At 52.6% G+C, this 18,297-nt stretch carries 10 protein-coding genes and 3 tRNA genes; 5 read left to right on the forward strand and 8 right to left on the reverse strand.

All coding sequences use genetic code 11. The features are described from left to right. Positions 1-63: 63 nt before the first annotated feature. The 4 genes from Q8O77_RS14510 to Q8O77_RS14525 form a co-directional block, all read right to left on the reverse strand. On the reverse strand, positions 64-1,989 hold the full coding sequence (locus tag Q8O77_RS14510; protein ID WP_305554585.1) for an EAL domain-containing protein: 1,926 nt from the start codon (positions 1,987-1,989) through the stop codon (positions 64-66). Between the two features lie 147 nt (positions 1,990-2,136). Beyond that, positions 2,137-2,213, reverse strand: a tRNA-Asn gene (locus tag Q8O77_RS14515). A gap of 31 nt (positions 2,214-2,244) precedes the next feature. Then, a tRNA-Asn gene (locus Q8O77_RS14520) sits at positions 2,245-2,321 on the reverse strand. 35 nt (positions 2,322-2,356) lie between these two features. Further along, positions 2,357-2,433 (reverse strand) — tRNA-Asn (locus Q8O77_RS14525). A 539-nt stretch (positions 2,434-2,972) separates the two neighbouring features. Between Q8O77_RS14525 and Q8O77_RS14530 the strand changes: the two genes are divergently transcribed. The 5 genes from Q8O77_RS14530 to Q8O77_RS14550 all read left to right on the forward strand — a co-directional run bounded on the left by Q8O77_RS14530 (position 2,973) and on the right by Q8O77_RS14550 (position 12,422). Further along, positions 2,973-4,334 carry an MATE family efflux transporter gene (locus tag Q8O77_RS14530; RefSeq protein ID WP_305554588.1) on the forward strand — a complete coding sequence of 454 codons (1,362 nt, stop codon included), beginning with the start codon at positions 2,973-2,975 and terminating at the stop codon, positions 4,332-4,334. Further along, entirely contained in the window at positions 4,331-6,328 is a 1,998-nt protein-coding gene (uvrB, locus tag Q8O77_RS14535; protein ID WP_305554591.1) for an excinuclease ABC subunit UvrB, read from the forward strand. Before Q8O77_RS14530 ends, uvrB begins: the two co-directional genes overlap by 4 nt. A gap of 148 nt (positions 6,329-6,476) precedes the next feature. Then, complete coding sequence (locus Q8O77_RS14540; protein ID WP_305554594.1) at positions 6,477-7,568, forward strand: efflux RND transporter periplasmic adaptor subunit; 1,092 nt, start codon at positions 6,477-6,479, stop codon at positions 7,566-7,568. A gap of 2 nt (positions 7,569-7,570) precedes the next feature. Continuing rightward, positions 7,571-10,627 (forward strand): efflux RND transporter permease subunit, encoded by a 3,057-nt coding sequence (locus tag Q8O77_RS14545; RefSeq protein ID WP_305554597.1) that lies wholly within the window; start codon positions 7,571-7,573, stop codon positions 10,625-10,627. Between the two features lies 1 nt (position 10,628). Further along, positions 10,629-12,422, forward strand: a complete 1,794-nt coding sequence (locus Q8O77_RS14550; RefSeq protein ID WP_305554600.1) for a M14 family metallopeptidase — start codon at positions 10,629-10,631, stop codon at positions 12,420-12,422. A gap of 1 nt (position 12,423) precedes the next feature. Here Q8O77_RS14550 and Q8O77_RS14555 read toward each other — a convergent pair whose 3' ends face one another. The 4 genes from Q8O77_RS14555 to Q8O77_RS14570 are packed head-to-tail and all read right to left on the reverse strand — an operon-like array spanning position 12,424 to position 18,271. After that, positions 12,424-13,308: a transglutaminase family protein gene (locus Q8O77_RS14555; RefSeq protein WP_305554603.1), complete on the reverse strand. Its 885-nt coding sequence runs from the start codon at positions 13,306-13,308 to the stop codon at positions 12,424-12,426. A 15-nt stretch (positions 13,309-13,323) separates the two neighbouring features. Beyond that, a complete protein-coding gene (locus Q8O77_RS14560) occupies positions 13,324-15,822 on the reverse strand; it encodes a circularly permuted type 2 ATP-grasp protein (RefSeq protein WP_305554606.1) in 2,499 nt (832 codons plus the stop codon). 19 nt (positions 15,823-15,841) lie between these two features. Continuing rightward, positions 15,842-16,810, reverse strand: coding sequence for an alpha-E domain-containing protein (locus Q8O77_RS14565; protein ID WP_305554609.1), 969 nt, complete (start codon positions 16,808-16,810; stop codon positions 15,842-15,844). A 3-nt stretch (positions 16,811-16,813) separates the two neighbouring features. Next, entirely contained in the window at positions 16,814-18,271 is a 1,458-nt protein-coding gene (locus Q8O77_RS14570) for a circularly permuted type 2 ATP-grasp protein (RefSeq protein ID WP_305554612.1), read from the reverse strand. Between the last annotated feature and the right edge of the window lie 26 nt (positions 18,272-18,297).

Genomic DNA, 18,297 nt, shown 5'->3' on the forward strand with positions numbered 1-18,297 from the left:
ACACAACCGGATAAAGTGTAAGGCTATAGCAACCGCCGCTTTAATACACGGCGGTGCAGCTGGTTAAATGGGGGCCGGCTTGCCAACGTAGTAACCTTGGTTGCCGTCAATAAATAACGACTCCAGCATATGTTTCTCTTCCTGGGTTTCCACGCTTTCAGCAAATACACCTACGCCAATGCGATGCGCCAGGTCTATCATCAGCCGCATAAAGTACTGGTTATTTTTATCTTCGTTAATGTGGCGTGTATAGCTGCCGTCCATTTTGACAAAGTCCGGCTTTAAATCGCGGAAAAACTTAAACGAGGTAATACCGACACCGAATTTTTCCACCGTAATACGGGCGCCGGCGCGGTGTACCATATCAATAAAGCGTTTACTGGTTTTAAGGTTTTGTTGTAAGCCAAACTCGGTCACTTCAAAGATTAACTTTGCCGCAATATGAGCATCTTTTAACAGCCGGCGTTCTAACCAAATAATAAACTGGTCATCATGCACGCAGCGGGCTGACAGGTTAAGGCCAAAATATTGATCCTGTAAGTTTTTGTTTTTAATTGTAGTGAGTGCAGTCTCGATAATTAAGCGGTCAACCGCGACTATACGATCCAGCTTTTCGGCCATTGCCAGAAAAGAGGCGGTAGGCAGGATCTGGCCTTCCTGGGTTTTAAACCGCACCAGAATTTCGGAATAGGCTTTGGCAGAGCGGTTAGACGGCTGAATAAGCTGTACTAACAGGCTGATACGATGGTTAGTTAACACATCGTCTATCACATTACGCCAGTTTTGATTGCCATAGCTGCCATTGGCCATGTCCAACCCGACCGATTCTTTTTGTAAATGCCAGGCATTAGGCTGCTTGGTTTGCGCCAGACTGATGGAGGTATCGGCAACGGCCAGCAATTCCCCCAGCGCTTTACCGGATTCATAGGTTACCAGCCCGGTGTAGGCCACCGAGTCCAGCTCAGAGGTTTTTTGGTATTCGTTAAACCGGCTTTGCAGTTGCAGCGCAAAGTTTTCTGCTTCTTTTGGTGTAACACGCGGCAGCAGAATGCCGAAGTCAGAACTGTTCAAGCGGTAAATACGGTAGTCTTTATAAGTACCGGCCAGTTTTTTCACTATGTCAGCCACGTCACGCACATAGTTGTCGCCTTCCTGATAACCACGGGTTTGGTTCAGGGTTTGTAACTCGGTACAACGGGTGATAGCAAAAACACCAAAATCATTTTGTTCATTCTGGCGGATATTTTCTTCGTAGTGCTGCACAAAACGATTGCGGTTAGGTAAATCGGTAACCGAGTCTTTATAGGCTTCTTCGGCAATTTGATGGGCATTGGAGGCCATCTGGTTATATTGACTGCGGGTATAGTTGGCCAGTTTTTGCAAGGCGGTATTAATATCCGAAAACTCAGGCGGAATTTTCTGCCAGTCCGGCTCGGCTTTTTGCGGATCGGTAATAAAGCGGTCAATCAACTCGTTTACCGCAGCGGTAGTGCGACGGTAACTGCGGTTAATACTGCTTTTACTCATCAGGATTGGCAGCCAGCCAATCACAAAGGGCAGCAAAAACAGCACTAATAACATGATTTGGAACTGTTGCAGGCGCCCGGTAAAATCCAGCTGATAACTCACCTGAATATTCTGCTCCTGGTTGCGAATGGTGTGAGGCTTAAACTCGCTGCCAAACCATTGCAGCAGAGTAATGGCCAACGGCGCTTTATTACCGTTCAGGTTTTGCTCGTGCAATATAGTGTTGTCTAACTGACTCACGCGCAGGCTTTTTAGCGCGAAGCTGCGATCCAGCTGCCGGCTTAAAATTTTGCCGTCACCGGTAATATGATGACTAAGAATTTGTTCAATCGCCTTAGCGGCATTTTGTTGACTACTGAGCAGTTGTTGCTGGGTGTAAACTACCATTATTACCAACGCCACCATGGCAAGTATAAAGGCAGACAGCAATTGGCTGATAAGCAGAGTTCGGAATATTCTCATAAGCAGTGACCACCAGATATAACCAGTTTCCTTGTCCTAACGCTTACTATAGTTTTAGGCTCGCGCAATAGAAAGCTAATTAAATCAAAAAAATACTGAGAAATATATAAATTAACGATGGGTGGCGGGAAAAACGCGTGCTAATGATGGCTCCCCAGACTGGACTCGAACCAGTGACCTACGGATTAACAGTCCGCCGCTCTAACCAACTGAGCTACTAGGGAATTGTGTAAAATGGTGCTGTGTAGTGCAGGATGGCTCCCCAGACTGGACTCGAACCAGTGACCTACGGATTAACAGTCCGCCGCTCTAACCAACTGAGCTACTAGGGAATTGTACTACGGGTATTGCTTTAGTTAACTGCTGTTGGCTCCCCAGACTGGACTCGAACCAGTGACCTACGGATTAACAGTCCGCCGCTCTAACCAACTGAGCTACTAGGGAACAGCATTCAACGGGGCGCAATACTAATGCCAGCTATACCCTCTGTCAACACTTTGCAGCAGGGATTTTCGCCATGTTGAATCACTTGCATATTGTTTAAGCAAAGCGGGCTTTAGTGCAGCAGTTTATGCTGAAAAAACCAGCGCTGTGTGCGGAGGTTTGCCTTTACGGCCTAAAGCCATAGCGTGCGGGCACTGCACAGAGTTACCCACAGAATCTGTGGATAAGTCTGTGTGTTTAACGCTGGTTTCCTGGGGGAAGGCTTGATTCTGTTGACCTGGCATCAGGTCAAGCAACTTGCGACGAAAATATTTACCTATATAAAACAATGAGATAGTTATTTTGTTGTCGGCAAAATTAAATATTGTTTTGTTTCAAACTGGCACAAATTAAGCACGCCGGAATTGTGAACTGTTTTAACGGCAAATAACGCAGCAAGGCCCGCATTAATCGCAATAACACGGCGCAGCACAAAATTAGCATGGCCCGCGCCGGCGCTTTTCTCTACAATAGCGCCACGCTTTATTTAGCCTGTATTTATGACCACTTCAGCCAAAACAGCTTACTCACTGACAAAAGACGATATTCAAGCCACCCTGGTCGCCATGACATTGCCGATGCTGGTGGGAATGATCACCTTAATGACCTTTAACCTGGTGGATACGTTTTTCATCAGTATGCTGGGTACGGTGCAGTTGGCGGCCATCAGCTTTACTTTTCCGGTGTCCTTTGCGCTGATCAGTTTGTCTATTGGTCTGAGCATTGGCACTTCGGCAGTTATCGCCAGGGCGCTGGGGGCCGGCCGCTTAACCGAGGCCCGTACCGACGGCCAGGTGGCGCTGGGCTTATCTGCCGTTCTGGTTGCCCTGCTGGCGGTGCCCGGTTACTTCTTTACCGTGCCGCTGTTTACCGCGCTGGGTGCCGCTGGTGACGTATTACCCTATATTCGTCAGTATATGGATATTTGGTTTGCCGGCGCGGTGTTATTAGTGCTGCCGATGGTGGGTAATGCCATATTGCGTGCCGCCGGCGATACCAAAACGCCGTCGATTATTATGGCCTGTTCCGGTTTGGTCAATGCGGTGCTGGACCCGATACTGATTTTCGGCATCGGGCCCATCCCGGCGCTGGGTATGCAGGGCGCTGCTATAGCTACTGTACTGTCGTGGTTATTTGGCTCTGCGCTTATTTTAGCCTTACTGATTAAACGCGACCTGATCAGCACCGGCTGGATCTCATTGCAGCCGCTGCTGGCTGTGTGCCGTAAAATTCTGCGTATTGGTTTACCGGCGGCCGGGGCGAATATGTTAACGCCGTTGGCGATGGCGGTGCTGACTGCCATTATGGCCAGCTATGGCGCTGAAGCCGTAGCGGCCTTTGGTGTGGGCGCCAGGCTGGAGAGTATTGCCTGTTTGGTGGTGTTGGCGCTGTCGATGACTTTGCCACCTTTTGTCAGCCAAAACTACGGTGCCGGTTTGCTGCTGCGGGTGCAGCAGGCTTATCGCTTGTGCGGCCGCTTTGTTATGCTGTGGCAATTTGCCGTGTATCTGCTGTTGGCGCTATTGGCTGTGCCGTTGGCCGGTTTGTTCAGCAATGATGCTGAGGTAGTGCGCATTATTTGTCTGTTTATCTGGATAGTACCGCTGTCTTATGGTTTGCAAGGCGTTATTATTCTGACTAATTCATCATTTAATGCTTTGCATCAGCCAGGCAGTGCGCTGATATTAAGCATAATACGGTTATTTGTGTTTTATGTGCCGCTGGCCTGGTTAGGTGGCACAATGTTCGGCGTTACCGGCTTATTTATCGGCTGTGTGCTGGGCAATATTTTTACCGCAAGCCTGGCATGGCGCTGGTTTAACCGCGCGGCACGGTGTTCACAGCAGGAGGCAGGTATATGACAAGAGCATTTGAACTGGTATCGCACTATCAGCCGGCCGGCGATCAACCACAAGCTATCGCCAAACTGGTAGAAGGGCTGCAAGACGGATTGGCGCACCAAACCTTGCTCGGTGTTACCGGTTCGGGCAAAACCTTTACCATGGCCAATGTGATAGCAAAAGTAGACCGGCCAACGCTGATTATGGCGCATAATAAAACCCTGGCGGCCCAGCTGTATGGTGAGATGAAAGAGTTTTTCCCGCATAACTCGGTGGAATACTTTGTCTCGTACTACGACTATTACCAGCCGGAAGCCTATGTGCCTTCGACCGACACCTTTATTGAAAAAGACTCTTCTATTAACGAGCATATCGAACAAATGCGGCTGTCGGCCACCAAGGCGTTGATGGAGCGGCGCGATGTGGTGATTATCGCTTCGGTTTCCGCTATTTACGGCCTGGGCGATCCCGAATCCTATATGAAAATGCTGCTGCATTTAAAAGTCGGCGATATTGTCGATCAGCGTTTTATTTTGCGCCGTCTGGCCGAATTGCAGTACAGCCGCAACGATATCGAGTTTCAACGCGCAACGTACCGGGTACGCGGCGATGTGATTGATATTTTTCCGGCCGAGTCCGACGACATTGCGGTGCGGGTAGAGCTGTTTGATGAAGAAATTGAGCGTATCAGCATTTTTGATCCATTAACCGGCTCGGTGGAAAAGGTGGTGACGCGCTACACCGTCTATCCGAAAACGCACTATGTTACGCCGCGGGAGAAAATCCTCGCTGCGGTAGATGAGATAAAAGTTGAACTGAAACACCGGCGCGATGAACTGCTGGCCAATAATAAGCTGGTGGAAGAGCAGCGCTTAAGCCAGCGCACCTTGTTTGATATAGAAATGATGGTAGAGCTGGGCTATTGCTCCGGCATTGAGAACTACTCACGCTACTTGTCCGGCCGCGCCAACGGCGAGCCGCCGCCGACTTTGCTGGATTATTTTCCGGCCGACGGCCTGATGTTTATTGATGAATCGCACGTTACGGTGTCGCAAATCGGCGCTATGTATAAAGGCGACCGTTCGCGCAAGGAAAACCTGGTGAATTACGGCTTCCGGCTGCCCTCGGCGCTGGATAACCGGCCTCTGAAATTTGATGAATTTGAAGCCATAGCACCGCAGCGGATCTATGTGTCTGCTACGCCGGCGGCATATGAGCTGGAGCAATCGGCTGGCGAAGTGATTGAGCAGGTGGTGCGGCCCACCGGCCTGGTTGACCCGGAGATAGAAATACGCCCGGTGGCAACCCAGGTGGATGACTTATTATCTGAGACCTTTATCCGTGCCGAGCGCAAAGAGCGGGTGTTGGTGACCACCTTAACCAAACGCATGGCGGAAGATTTAACCGACTACCTCAGCGAACATGGCGTTAAAGTGCGCTATTTGCATTCGGATATCGACACTGTGGAACGGATGGAGATTATCCGTGATTTACGTCTGGGCGTATTTGATGTGCTGGTAGGTATTAACCTGCTGCGTGAAGGCCTGGATATTCCGGAAGTGTCATTGGTGGCCATTTTGGATGCCGACAAAGAAGGCTTCTTACGCTCCGAGCGCTCGTTAATTCAAACCATAGGCCGCGCCGCGCGTAACTTAACCGGCCGGGCGATATTGTATGCCGATCGTATTACCGGCTCTATGCAACGGGCCATAGATGAAACTGACCGGCGCCGCGCTAAACAGCAGCAGTTTAATATTGAGCACGGTATTTCACCTACCGCCATTAAAAAGAAAATTGCCGATGTGATGGACTTAGGCCAGGATGCTGCGCCGGCGTTGCCGTTGGTGGCAGAACGAGTGCGGATGATTAAAGGTAAGACGCCGTACCAGGTGGAGGCAGAAATTAAGCAACTGGAGCAGAAAATGCTGCAACATGCCCGCGACCTGGAGTTTGAGCAAGCCGCGCAACTGCGCGATAAAGTGCATTTGTTAAAGCAGGCATTGTTAGAAATTTAGCCGTACCCGTTCAGCTGTGCCAATATAAGCGCTGACCTAAAATTTTTACTGTTAGGGCGCTGATTTTAATGTTAAATAAGGCGATCTGTACAGATTTGACTAAGCTGTAAAGGCGCCTTGGTTCTACTACTGTTTCAGGATGATAACTATGTTACGTTTCCCGCCGGTAATCTTGCCGTTGTTTACTTCGTTGTTGCTGCTGTCCGCTTGCTCAGAGCCTGAGTCTCAAACTACTGAACTACTGGTACGACCGGTGAAATTGCATCTGGTTGGCGCCGATGCTGCCGCTGCGGTACGCCAGTTCCCAGCCGTGGTAGAACCCACCGAGCGGGCAAATTTAACCTTTCGCGTCAGTGGCAAGTTAGTACAGCTGATCGCCAGGCCCGGCCAGGCGGTGCAAAAAGGCGAATTGCTGGCACGGCTGGATGACACTGACTTTAAACTCAAGCTGGACCAGGCCCGCGCCCGGTTTGAACTGGCGCAAACCCAGTTTGCCCGCGCCGAGCAGTTAGTGGCACAAAAGCTGGTGTCACAAGCAGTATTTGATGAATCTAAAGCGCAGTTACAGGTAGCGCAAGCCGATTTATCCACTGCTGAAACCGCGCTGAGTTATACCCGGTTGGAGGCGCCTTTTGCCGGTAACATTTCGCGCTTACTGGTCGAGAACCACGAAAACGTTGCCGCGCAGCAGGCCATTATGGAGCTGCAGGTGCGCGATCAGGTCGATGTAGTGATCCAGGTGCCGGAAGATGTTATTTCCAATGTGCGCAAAGATTTTGATTATCAGCCGGAGGTGGTGTTCGACTCCCATCCGCTGCAGCGTTACCGTGCCCGCATTCGCGAATGGGATACCCGCGCCGATCCGGCCACCAACAGCTTTAAAGTGGTGTTTACTATGCCGACACCCACTGAATTCAACGTGCTATCCGGTATGACAGCCAATGTGATTGCTGAAGTCAGCAAAATTAACGCCGCCTATGTCGATGCATTGTTTATTCCGGCCAGCGCGATTTTTATGCCGGACGATACTGCACTGGCATCACAGCAAAGCTATGTCTGGGTGTATAACGCCGATAGCGGTGTCGTAACTAAACGCGCGGTAACCGTCAGCAGTTTAACCAGTGCCGGTGCGGCGGTAACCGCCGGTCTTAATGCCGGTGAACAAGTGGTCAGTGCCGGTGTGCAACAGTTAAAGGAAGGCCAGCAGGTAAGGCCCTGGGTGCGTGAGCGGGGGCTGTAAGTATGAATGCTGCCCGTTATTTTATTCAGTACCGCACCTCATCCTGGTTGTTCGCCGCTATCTTATTGTTTGGCGGTATAGTGTCGTACTTTGGCCTTGGCCGGCTGGAAGATCCGCAATTTACCTTAAAACAAGCGCTGATCATTACCCAGTACCCGGGCGCGTCACCCACCCAGGTCGAAGAAGAAGTGACTTATCCGCTGGAAAATGCCATTCAGCAATTGCCCTATGTTAATCATGTTACCTCAGTATCTACCGCCGGCTTATCGCAGCTGATGGTAGAGATGAAAGATACCTACCGCGCCAAAGAGTTAAAACAAATCTGGGATGAGCTGCGCCATAAAGTAAATGACTTACAGCCGCAGTTACCACCAGGCGTGCAACCACCGCAGGTTAAAGACGATTTCGGCGATGTATACGGCATCTTATATGCGCTTACCGGTGACGGTTACAGCGATGATGAACTGCGCGATTATGTTGATTTCTTACGCCGTGAATTAGTGTTGGTTAATGGTGTCGGCAAAGTCGCCGTAGGCGGCGTGCAGCAGGAGCAGGTGATCGTTGAAATTTCCAGGCCACGGCTAACCGCCCTGGGTATAGCACCGCAAACCCTTGCTGCGCTGTTGCAAAGCCAGAATATGGTAGCCAATGCCGGCTCGATTAAAGTGGGGCCGGACCGGCTGCGCATATATCCCACCGGCGAGTTTCAATCGGTGACTGAGTTGGAAAGCCTGATTATCTCCAGCCCAGACTCAAAAGAGCTGATTTATTTAGGCGATGTAGCGCGGGTTTATCGCGAAAATGCTGAAGTACCCAACCAATTGCTGCGCTTTAACGGCCAAAACGCGCTGACATTGGGAGTGTCCTTCACCGCTGGCGTGAATGTGGTAGAAGCCGGCGAGCTGGTACAACAGCGCCTCACTGAGTTGGAATACAATAAACCGGTGGGCATAAACCTGCACACTATTTACAACCAGCCGGATGAAGTGGCCAACTCGGTCAGTGGCTTTATTATTAACCTGGCTGAAGCGGTGGCCATTGTTATTGTAGTGCTGTTGTTGTTTATGGGTTTGCGCAGCGGTATTTTAATCGGCCTTATTTTGCTGCTGACGGTACTGGGTACTTTTATCTTTATGCAGCAAATGCAAATTGAGCTGCAGCGCGTGTCGCTTGGCGCGTTAATTATTGCGCTGGGGATGCTGGTGGATAACGCCATCGTGATCACCGAAGGTATTTTAATCGGTATGCAGCGCCGGCTTAAGCTGGCTGACGCCGCCGCGTTAATTGTTAAGCAAACACAGTGGCCGCTGCTGGGCGCAACTATTATAGCCATTGCGGCCTTTGCCCCTATAGGCTTATCCAGCGACGCTACCGGTGAGTTTGCCGGCAGTTTGTTTTGGGTGTTGCTGGTGTCCTTGCTGCTTAGCTGGGTTACCGCCATTACGCTAACGCCGTTTTTCGCCAGTATGTTATTCAAAGACAAGCTGCAACAGGACACTGAGCCACAAGAGTTGTATCAGGGCGCGGTGTTTAATCTGTACCGTAAGATGCTCAGTGCTGCACTGCGTTACCGCCTGCTGACATACAGCGTTACGCTGTTGTTGTTGGTCGTTGCGGTGCTGGGGTTCTCTAAGGTAAAGCAGGTGTTTTTCCCGCCGTCTAATACGCCTATTTTCCTCGTCGATTTATGGCAGCCGGAAGGCAGCGACATCCGCCACAGTGCTGCTGATGCGGTAACCCTGATGAATTATTTGTCGTCGCTCGATGGTATCAGCCATGTTACCGCCACCAGTGGCCGCGGTGCAGAGCGCTTTATGCTGACTTATCAGCCGGAGAAAAGCTTTGCCGCTTACAGCCAGCTTATTGTGCGGGCAGAGCAGCGCGAGCAGTTACCGGCATTAATGCAACACACGCGGGAATATATCACTTCGCAATTGCCGCGCCTGCAATATAAGCTGCTGCGGCTCGAAGTAGGGCCTTCAACGCCGGCTAAGATTGAAGCGCGATTCAGCGGTGCCGATCCGGATATGTTGCGCAGCCTGGCGCAGCAAGCCAAAACGATCTTGCGCTCAGATGGCCGTGCCGTCAGTATCCGTGATAACTGGCGCGAACGCACCAAGGTGATCCGGCCGGTATTTAATGAGGCCATGGCGCGTCGTGCCGGCATCAGTAAACAGGATATCGATGATGTGCTGTTAACCGCGATGTCGGGCCGTACTGTGGGTATTTACCGTGACGGCACCCATTTACTGCCGATAGTGGCACGCTCGCCGCTGGCCGAGCGCGACAACCCCGATGCACTGTACGATTTACAGGTATACAGCAATAAGTTGCAACGCTATGTGCCCATCACGCAGGTGGTTACCCGGTTTGATCTGGTATGGGAAGACGCGCAAATTCAACGCCGCGACCGCAAAAGAACCATTACGGTAATGGCAGATCACGATAACTTGTCTGATGACACTGCCTCAGCCTTACTGGCACGGGTAAAAGCCGATATAGAAGCCATAGCGCTGCCAACCGGCTACTTCCTCAGCTGGGGCGGCGAATATGAGGCGCAGCAAAAAGCGCAAAAGGCGCTGTTCAGCTCGTTACCGCTGGGGTATCTGATGATGTTTGTGATTACCGTGCTGCTGTTTAACTCCATGCGCAGCGCCTTGGTGATCTGGGCCTGCGTGCCGCTGGCCATTATCGGTGTCAGTTTTGGTTTATTATTGCTGGGCGCGCCCTTTGGTTTTATTGCCTTGCTCGGCTTTTTAAGTTTGTCCGGCATGTTGATTAAAAACTGCATTGTGCTGGTAGAGCAAATCAAGCTGGAGCTGGAAGAGGGCAAAGCCGCCTTTAATGCCGTGTTTGACAGTGCGGTAAGCCGGGTGCGACCGGTGTCGATGGCGGCTATCACTACTATACTCGGCATGATCCCGCTGTTAGGTGATGAGTTTTTTGCCAGTTTGGCGGTGGTGATCATGTTTGGCCTTGGTTTTGCCACTGTATTAACGCTGCTGTTTTTACCGGTGCTGTATTGCAGTGTGTTTAATATCAAAACAAATCAGGATTGATATGAATAAGTTATTACCGCTGTTGTTAGCAACTACCATACTGCTGCCGGCCCGGGCACAGACCACAGCCGATTGGTTACCGCCGTTACCGGCATGGCAGGGCAACAGCGAAACGCTGATTAAAAGCAAGGGCCAGCCCTGGGTTACCCCGGCCGAACTGACCGGGCTGACTGACAGCCCCGATTATGCCGCTACGCTGAAATACCTGAACGCACTGGTAGATAGCTCAGATCTGTTGATGCTGGAGCAGTTTGGCATCAGCGCTCAGGGCCGGCCGTTGTACGTGGTCAAGGCCAGCAGGGCATTGCATAAAATTGCGCAAAACCCGCAGCGTCCGCTGTTGTTGGTGCAGGCCGGTATTCACAGCGGCGAAATTGATGGCAAAGATGCCGGTTTAATGTTGCTGCGCGATATTGCCCAGGGGGATAAAGCGCATTTACTCGCCAATGCCGACTTATTGTTTATTCCGGTGTTGTCGGCCGACGGCCATGAGCGGCGCTCCAAAACCAACCGCATGAACCAGCGCGGACCGGTGCAGCAGGGCTGGCGCGCTACGGCGCAAAATCTGAATTTAAACCGTGACTACGCCAAAGCCGACGCGCCGGAAATGCAGGCGCTGCTGGCGCTGATTAACCGCTACCAGCCGGATTTATATATCGATGTCCATGTTACCGATGGCGAAGATTATCAGTACGACATTACCTATGGCTTTAACGAGCCGTTTGCCGCTATCAGTGCTAATGGTGCCAGCTGGTTGGCAAAGTTATACCGCCCGGCCGTGGATGCAGCGCTAACGCAGGCCGGGCATATTCCCGGGCCGCTGGTGTTTGGCGTTGACAGCAAGGATTTTAGCAAAGGTATCAGTGGCTGGACCGCCAGCCCGCGCTTTTCTAATGGCTATGGTGATGTGCGCCACTTACCCACAGTACTGGTAGAAAACCACAGCTTAAAACCATACCGCCAGCGGGTGCTGGGCACCTATGTGTTACTGGAGCAAAGCCTGAAACTGTTAAATGAGCAGGGCAAAGCGCTGATATTAGCGCGCCAGGCCGACTTGCAAGCCAGGCCCAAGCGCATGGTGCTAAGCTTTAAAGCCAGCGAACAAGCCGATGTTATCGATTTTAAAGGCATCAGTTATGAGCTGCGCCAATCAGCTATCAGCGGTGACAGCTACGTAGCATGGACCGGTAAGCCACAGCTGTACCCGCAGTTGCCGCAGTATTGGGACAAGGTGGCAGATAAAGAAGTGGCCATACCGCAGGCGTACTGGATACCACCGGAGCAGCACAGCGTAATACAGCGGCTTAAACTGCATGGTATTGAGCTTAGTGTGTTGGATAAAGCGCAAAAGGTCACAGTGCAGCAGCTGAGCGCCACGGCATATAAATTTGCCGATAAACCGTTTGAGAGTCGCTTTATGCTGACAGAGGCTGCATTTAGCCGGGTTGCGCAAAACCGTAACCTGGCAGCCGGCTGGGTAAAAGTCAGCACCGATCAGGCGTTAGGCCGTTTAGCAGTGGCGTTGCTGGAACCGACGGCGCCGGATTCATTCTTCAGCTGGGGCTTTTTCCCGGGCATGTTTGAACGTACCGAATACTTTGAGCCCTATGCTATAGAGCCGTTAATAGCACAAATGCTGGCACAGCAACCGGAGTTGCAACAGCAGTTTGACCAGGCCTTAGCACAAGACGAAGCACTGCGCACTAACCCGCGTCAGCGCTATAACTGGTTTTACCGCCAAATGCCGTTTTACGACCGGCAATACCTGAAGTACCCGGTATTAATTGAACCCTGAGTTATGTCTCCGCAAGGGGTATAACATCAACGGCGACACGCAATTGGTGCTCGCCGCTGCCTTGCAGCAAGCCTTTTAACGGCACGACGTCAGCATAATCGCGGCCCCAGGCCAGGGTAAGGTGTTGCTCGTCGGCCAGCAGGTTGTTGGTGGGATCAAAGTCCAGCCAGCCCAGCTTAGGGTCAAATACCGCAAACCAGGCATGAGAGGCATCGGCACCTACCAGCCTGGGTTGGCCCTGCGGTGGCCGCGTTTGCAGATAACCGCTGACATAACGCGCCGGAATACCTACCGAGCGCAGGCAACTGATGGCCAGCTGGGCAAAATCCTGACACACCCCTCTTTTATGTTGCAAGACGTCGCTTAGCGGCGTAATCACAGTACTGAATTCCGGATCGTACTGAAACTCAGTAAAAATTAGCTGATTTAATGCCTGCGCCAGTTGCAGTACATTTTGCCCTGACTGTTGCAGCGGCAATATTAGCGCTTTGGCGGCGCTGAGCAGCGGGATCATCCGGCTGGCGTTAAGACACAATCTGGCCGCCAGGGCGTCGCTGCCGGTATTGGTTGCCAGGTAGTGCGCCAGTTCGCTGCTGTGGGCGCCGTCGCAGATTTTCAATACATTGTGCCGCGGTTGCACCTGCAGCACGCTGCGGGCGGTAACCGTAAGCTGACGGTGCGGTGGCTGCAGGTGAATAAAGTGCTGCAGATTGCCAAAACTGTCTGTGCGCTGCTGTATCTCAGACGGCGTCGGGTTAACCGTCAGGCTGAATTGCTCCAGCTGTTGATACGGCAGGGTGCGCGGGGTTAACCAGGCCAGATTGTAGCTGTTGGCCACCGTATGGGTATAACGGTACTCGGTGCTGTGGCTAAGCTGATATTTCATATTATAGCGGCCATGTTAAAAGCTCTGCCATTGGCTGCTGAGATCGGCATGATTAAAGTAAGACTGCGTAATGCTGTCAGACAGCTGGCGCAGCAGTTGTTGCAACTGATGCAGCAGTAAGCTCAGCTCCGGCCGCGCGTGCTGTTGTGGGTCAAACAGCTGCTGTGGATCGGCCTGTTGCAGCAGCGCCACCAATGCCATTGCCAGCCGTTGTTCGCGGCCGGGTTTTAAGCCGGAATGGGCCTGCAGGGCCGGCAGTTTTTCAGCCTGGCGTAACAGGCTGGCGCATTGGTAAGTTACAGAGCGCGGCGTGCTGTCATCGAGTAACAACAAGTCAATAATGGCCGCCGGGTATAAATCGGCATGATAACGTCGCCGGTAAGTGAGCAGGGTATCGGCCAGCCGCAGCAGGGCTTCGAGCAGGGCATCACCGGGTGGCGTATGGGTAAACACCGCCTGCAGCAGGCTGCAGGTTTGCAGCGCCCGCTCCAGATGTTGGCCCAGATCCATAAAGCGCAGCGTTTGGGTGCGGCTCATGGTTTCATTGTTCAGGCCGTAAATGGCGGTTTGCAATAACACCACTTCGTCCAGCGTGCGCTGCATTACGGCTATCGGCGGCTGCGTTGCTGTAGCCGGCCACTGGTAAATGCTGGTTTGCAGCTTATCCAGCACGTACCAGGTATCTTCGCTGAAATACTCCCGCACCGACTGGGCGTTAAACAGCAGATTTTGCAGCACCGCTGCCACACCGCGCGGATTAGCGGCGTTAAATAAGCTATCCAGAGCCGCAGTGGGGTTAATCGCTTGTGGCGGTGCAGAGCTGTCGCCACTGCCGTTGGCTTGCAAGCAAAAATGCAACAAACAGGTGGCGTCGTGCTGTGCTGCCGGTTCAGTGTTGCTCAGTAAACTCAGCGCAGCGCGCAGCGCGCGGCAAATCAGGTTCAGCCGTTCGTTGTAGCGGCCTAACCAGAATAAGTGGTCGGCAACACGGCTGGGTAACAGACCGGAGTGGCGCGACAGCGTGACTTGTTGTTTGGCACTTTGCAGTAAGCTTACGGCGTGGGCTTTGTCGGCCAGTACCCAGACATCTTTGGCGATAAAACCCCGGCCAAAGCCGGCGTGGTCGCTCAGTTGCAACTGCTGGCTGTCGGCGCAGACCCGGCCCAGTGCGCCTGGCATAACGCTGACAGCAGCGCTGTTTGCCGCAGTTGGCCCGGCTTCATTACCCAGCAGGCTGAACAGCCGCAACACGCCCGGCAGTTGTTGAAGCGCTGCCGTTGGCGCGTTGTTGTCAGGTGCCGGGCTGCAAGGCACAGTACTAAGCGGTAACAGCTGGCGGGCGATATAAGCTGCCGGCTGTTGTTGTACCTGCTGCCACAGCGCCGTGCGCTCTGCCTGGCTAAGCTGTGGTAGCAACCATTGCTCAGCGCTGAGTAAATGCTGTACACAGTAAGATGGCGCACCGGCCTGCAGTTGCGCCAGGTTTTGCTTATTGCCGCACCATAATGCCGGTACCGTGGCTAACAATAATGGCTGCTGCAGCAAAAACTCACAGCAAGATGCCATAAACGGCAGCAGCGCGCCGGAATCCAGCAAGGCAGAACCCGGCGGGTTAACACACAGCAGTTGTTGCTGGCGGATACTTTGCAATAAGCCGGCGCTGCCACTGCCGGCGGCGTCTAATTCCAGCGGATCGCAGCTGTGATCCGGCAGATAACGCAGCAGGCTTTGCAGGCTTTGCAAACCGCTTAAGGTTTTTAACCATAAGCGGCCGTCTTTAAACAGTAAGTCAGCGCCGTGTACCAGGGCTATATCCAGGTAATTGGCTAAGAAGGCATGTTCAAAATAGGCGGCATCGCGTTTATGGTGTGTGAGGATCGCGGCCAGTTTTTCGCCGTTATCGCTGTGGCAGCCTTGCTGCAGCAGTTGCTGGAGGTTGCGAAAAAAGCCGGCCAGCTGGCTTTTTTTAATGCCGGCGTTTAACCCGGCGGTAGTGTTGTTAAAGGCCAGCCGGTGTTGCAATACATAGCCCAGCCCGGCCGGTAACCGGCTGTTGTCGGCATAAGCACAGAAGCCCCCGGCACTGTCGCGACCGATATCACAGGCCAGCATCGGCAGCCAGGCCTGCTCAGTTATTAAGTTGGCGCAGGGCAGCAGGTAGTCTTTATTTAAAAAAATCACTTCGGGCGGAATAATACCGTGCTGTAACAGCAATTGCGGGCCGTATAAGTCATGTAAAATTGCGTTCAGCAGCTGATGGCGTTGGCCAAGGCCGGCTTCCAGCTGTTGCCACTGTGGCTCACTGATTAACCAGGGCAATACATCCAGTTGCCGTTGCAGCTCTGGTGCAAAAGCAGCACCGTTTTCGCGCAGCTGATGTTGTAAATCGGCCTGCAGTTGTTGCCGGCGCTCGGGCGCTTGCTGTTGCCACCAGAGCTGCAATTGCTGCCACTGCGGCAGCTGTTGCCAGTGCTGCTGTTCAGCAAAACTGTATGGCGTAACGCTCACTGACATAAAGCTCCTGTAACGGCGTTCAGGCTGAAAGCTGCTGTTGTTGCTGCACGGCTGACGGCGCGGCAATAACCTGGTGTAAATGCATAATACCGGCCTGGATTTGATCGATCAGGCCGTGTAATTGTTCGGTTGACAGCTCGGTCAGCGGTTCGGCTTTAAGCAACGCCTGTAACTGATGCACTTGTTGCAAAATGCTGATGCTGTGCGGTAAGCCTTTGGCCGAGGCGGCAACACGGTTTAAACAATAGGCGATAGAGCGTGGAAAATCGGCAAAGGCCAGCAGATAATCGATAGCATCGACATCGCCGCTTTGCTGCGCCAGATAATAATGGTACGACTCTATGCCACCCAGCGCATTAAGGATAGAGGTCCAGCGAAACTTAGGCCGCTTAATTTGCGTCGGTTGCAACTGCTGCAGCACCATAACATCCATAATGCGGGTGGTCATATCGGCGCGCTCTAAGTGCCGGCCAATATTAAATAAATCAAAGGCGTCGCTGCGCAGCATCACGCCGTCCAGTACGCCTACCACCATCTGACAGCGGCGGCTGACTTCGGTCATCAGGTTATAGCGTTGCCGGCGGCCGTCTGCCTGGCAGCAGTTCTGCTGAATAAAAATATCCAGTTTATTCAGCTCTTCCCACATATCACGCGGTATAAGCTGGCGTACCGAGCGGGCGTTATATTTCAGCTGGCTGCAGGTATGGCGGATAGACACACTGCTGGCACTGTTGCTGATTAAATGTGCCATTACCGCGTATTCAATACTGGCTTGCTCGGGCGTTGCATCCGGCGGCAGCTGATAGTCGGCCAGGCTGCTGCTGCTGTCCAGCCCCATCACATCCAGCAGCACCGGCCAGCTGAAGCGGGTGTCTTTGTGGCTGTCTATCAGCAGGTGGCTGGTGGCGTTGACCAGCCGGGCGGTGTCATCCAGCCGCTCCAGATAGCGACCGAGCCAGAATATATTGTCGACAGATTTCAGCAGCATAGGTTATACCTCATCGTTGATGATCCAGGTGTCTTTACTGCCACCGCCCTGGGATGAATTGACCACTAAAGAGCCGCGCGTCAGTGCCACCCGGCTTAGCCCGCCGGTGGTGCAGTACAGCTCTTTGCCCTGCAAAATAAAGGGGCGTAAATCGAGGTGACGCGGTTCCAGCGCGCCGTCGCACAGGGTAGGGGCGGTAGACAGGTTCAGTGTTGGCTGGGCAATAAAATTGCGCGGGTTGGCTTTTATGGCCTCTGCCATCTGTTGCTGTTCGGCCAATGTTGAACGCGGGCCGATTAAAATGCCGTAGCCGCCGGACTCGTTGGCCGGTTTTACCACCAGCTTGTCGAGGTTAGCCAGCACATAGCTGCGCTGCTCCGGCTCCAGACATAAAAAGGTTTCAACGTTATCAATCAGTGCGGTTTCGCCCAGATAATACTGAATAATTTTAGGGACATAGGCATAAATAACTTTGTCGTCGGCCACGCCGGAGCCGGGCGCATTAGCAATAGCCACATTGCCCTTGCTCCAGGCGCTGATAAGGCCGGCAACCCCCAGCACAGAGTCCGGCCGGAATGCTAATGGATCTAAAAACACATCGTCAATACGGCGGTAAATAACATCAACCCGCTGCTTACCGTGCAGTTTTTTTAAGTAAACAATGTCGTCTTCAACAAATAAGTCGGTGTTTTCGGCCAGCTCTATGCCGGCTTGCTGCGCCAGAAAGCTGTGCTCAAAATAGGCTGAGTTATAAATGCCGGGTGTTAACAGTACTATGCAGGGCACATCGCCGCTGCGCGGTGACAGTGATGCCAGCATACGCCACAGCTGATGCGGGTAATCGTCAACCGGATAAATGGTGGAGTCGGCAAACAGCTCGGGAAACACCCGTTTCATTACGGTACGGTTCTCCAGCATGTAAGACACCCCGGACGGTACCCGCAAGTTATCTTCCAGCACCAGAAAGCGGCCGCTCCCGTCGCGGACCAAATCGGTGCCGCAAATATTGGCCCACACGCCATAACGGGGCGAAATGCCCCGGCATGGTGCAAGGTAATTCTTCGATTGCAGCACCAACTCGGCCGGTACTATGCCGTCTTTAAGGATTTTTTGGCCATTGTATAAGTCATCAATAAACAGATTCAGCGCGGTTAAGCGCTGCTTTAAACCGGCGCTGGTGGCTTGCCATTCTGAACCCGGTATAGTGCGCGGCATCACATCTAATGGCCAGGCGCGGTCGATATTGCTGCCATCGCTGTACAGGGTAAAGCACACACCCATATCGCTAATGGTTTGATTTAACTGCAGTTGTCTTTCGCAAAGCTCTGTAGCTCCGTGCTTGTCTATAAAGCGCGCAATGGCCGCTGCCGGTGGCCGCACACTGCCATCGTCGTTTATCAATTCGTCAAAGCAGTTGTCGGTTAGCGGGTATCCGCCACGGGTAAAACTTTTTACACTCATCGGCAACTCCTTGTACTGCACCCTGA

It is taken from the genome of Rheinheimera sp. (assembly GCF_030690345.1).
In the GTDB taxonomy this organism is placed as follows: Bacteria; Pseudomonadota; Gammaproteobacteria; order Enterobacterales; family Alteromonadaceae; genus Alishewanella.

Excerpts from the sequence above, each read along its gene's own strand:
- Q8O77_RS14565 (WP_305554609.1), bottom strand. The coding sequence starts at position 16,810 with ATGCTGCTGAAATCTGTCGACAATATATTCTGGCTCGGTCGCTATCTG.
- Q8O77_RS14560 (WP_305554606.1), bottom strand. The coding sequence starts at position 15,822 with ATGTCAGTGAGCGTTACGCCATACAGTTTTGCTGAACAGCAGCACTGG.
- Q8O77_RS14545 (WP_305554597.1), top strand. The coding sequence starts at position 7,571 with ATGAATGCTGCCCGTTATTTTATTCAGTACCGCACCTCATCCTGGTTG.
- Q8O77_RS14555 (WP_305554603.1), bottom strand. The coding sequence starts at position 13,308 with ATGAAATATCAGCTTAGCCACAGCACCGAGTACCGTTATACCCATACG.
- Q8O77_RS14530 (WP_305554588.1), top strand. The coding sequence starts at position 2,973 with ATGACCACTTCAGCCAAAACAGCTTACTCACTGACAAAAGACGATATT.
- uvrB (WP_305554591.1), top strand. The coding sequence starts at position 4,331 with ATGACAAGAGCATTTGAACTGGTATCGCACTATCAGCCGGCCGGCGAT.
- Q8O77_RS14540 (WP_305554594.1), top strand. The coding sequence starts at position 6,477 with ATGTTACGTTTCCCGCCGGTAATCTTGCCGTTGTTTACTTCGTTGTTG.
- Q8O77_RS14570 (WP_305554612.1), bottom strand. The coding sequence starts at position 18,271 with ATGAGTGTAAAAAGTTTTACCCGTGGCGGATACCCGCTAACCGACAAC.
- Q8O77_RS14510 (WP_305554585.1), bottom strand. The coding sequence starts at position 1,989 with ATGAGAATATTCCGAACTCTGCTTATCAGCCAATTGCTGTCTGCCTTT.
- Q8O77_RS14550 (WP_305554600.1), top strand. The coding sequence starts at position 10,629 with ATGAATAAGTTATTACCGCTGTTGTTAGCAACTACCATACTGCTGCCG.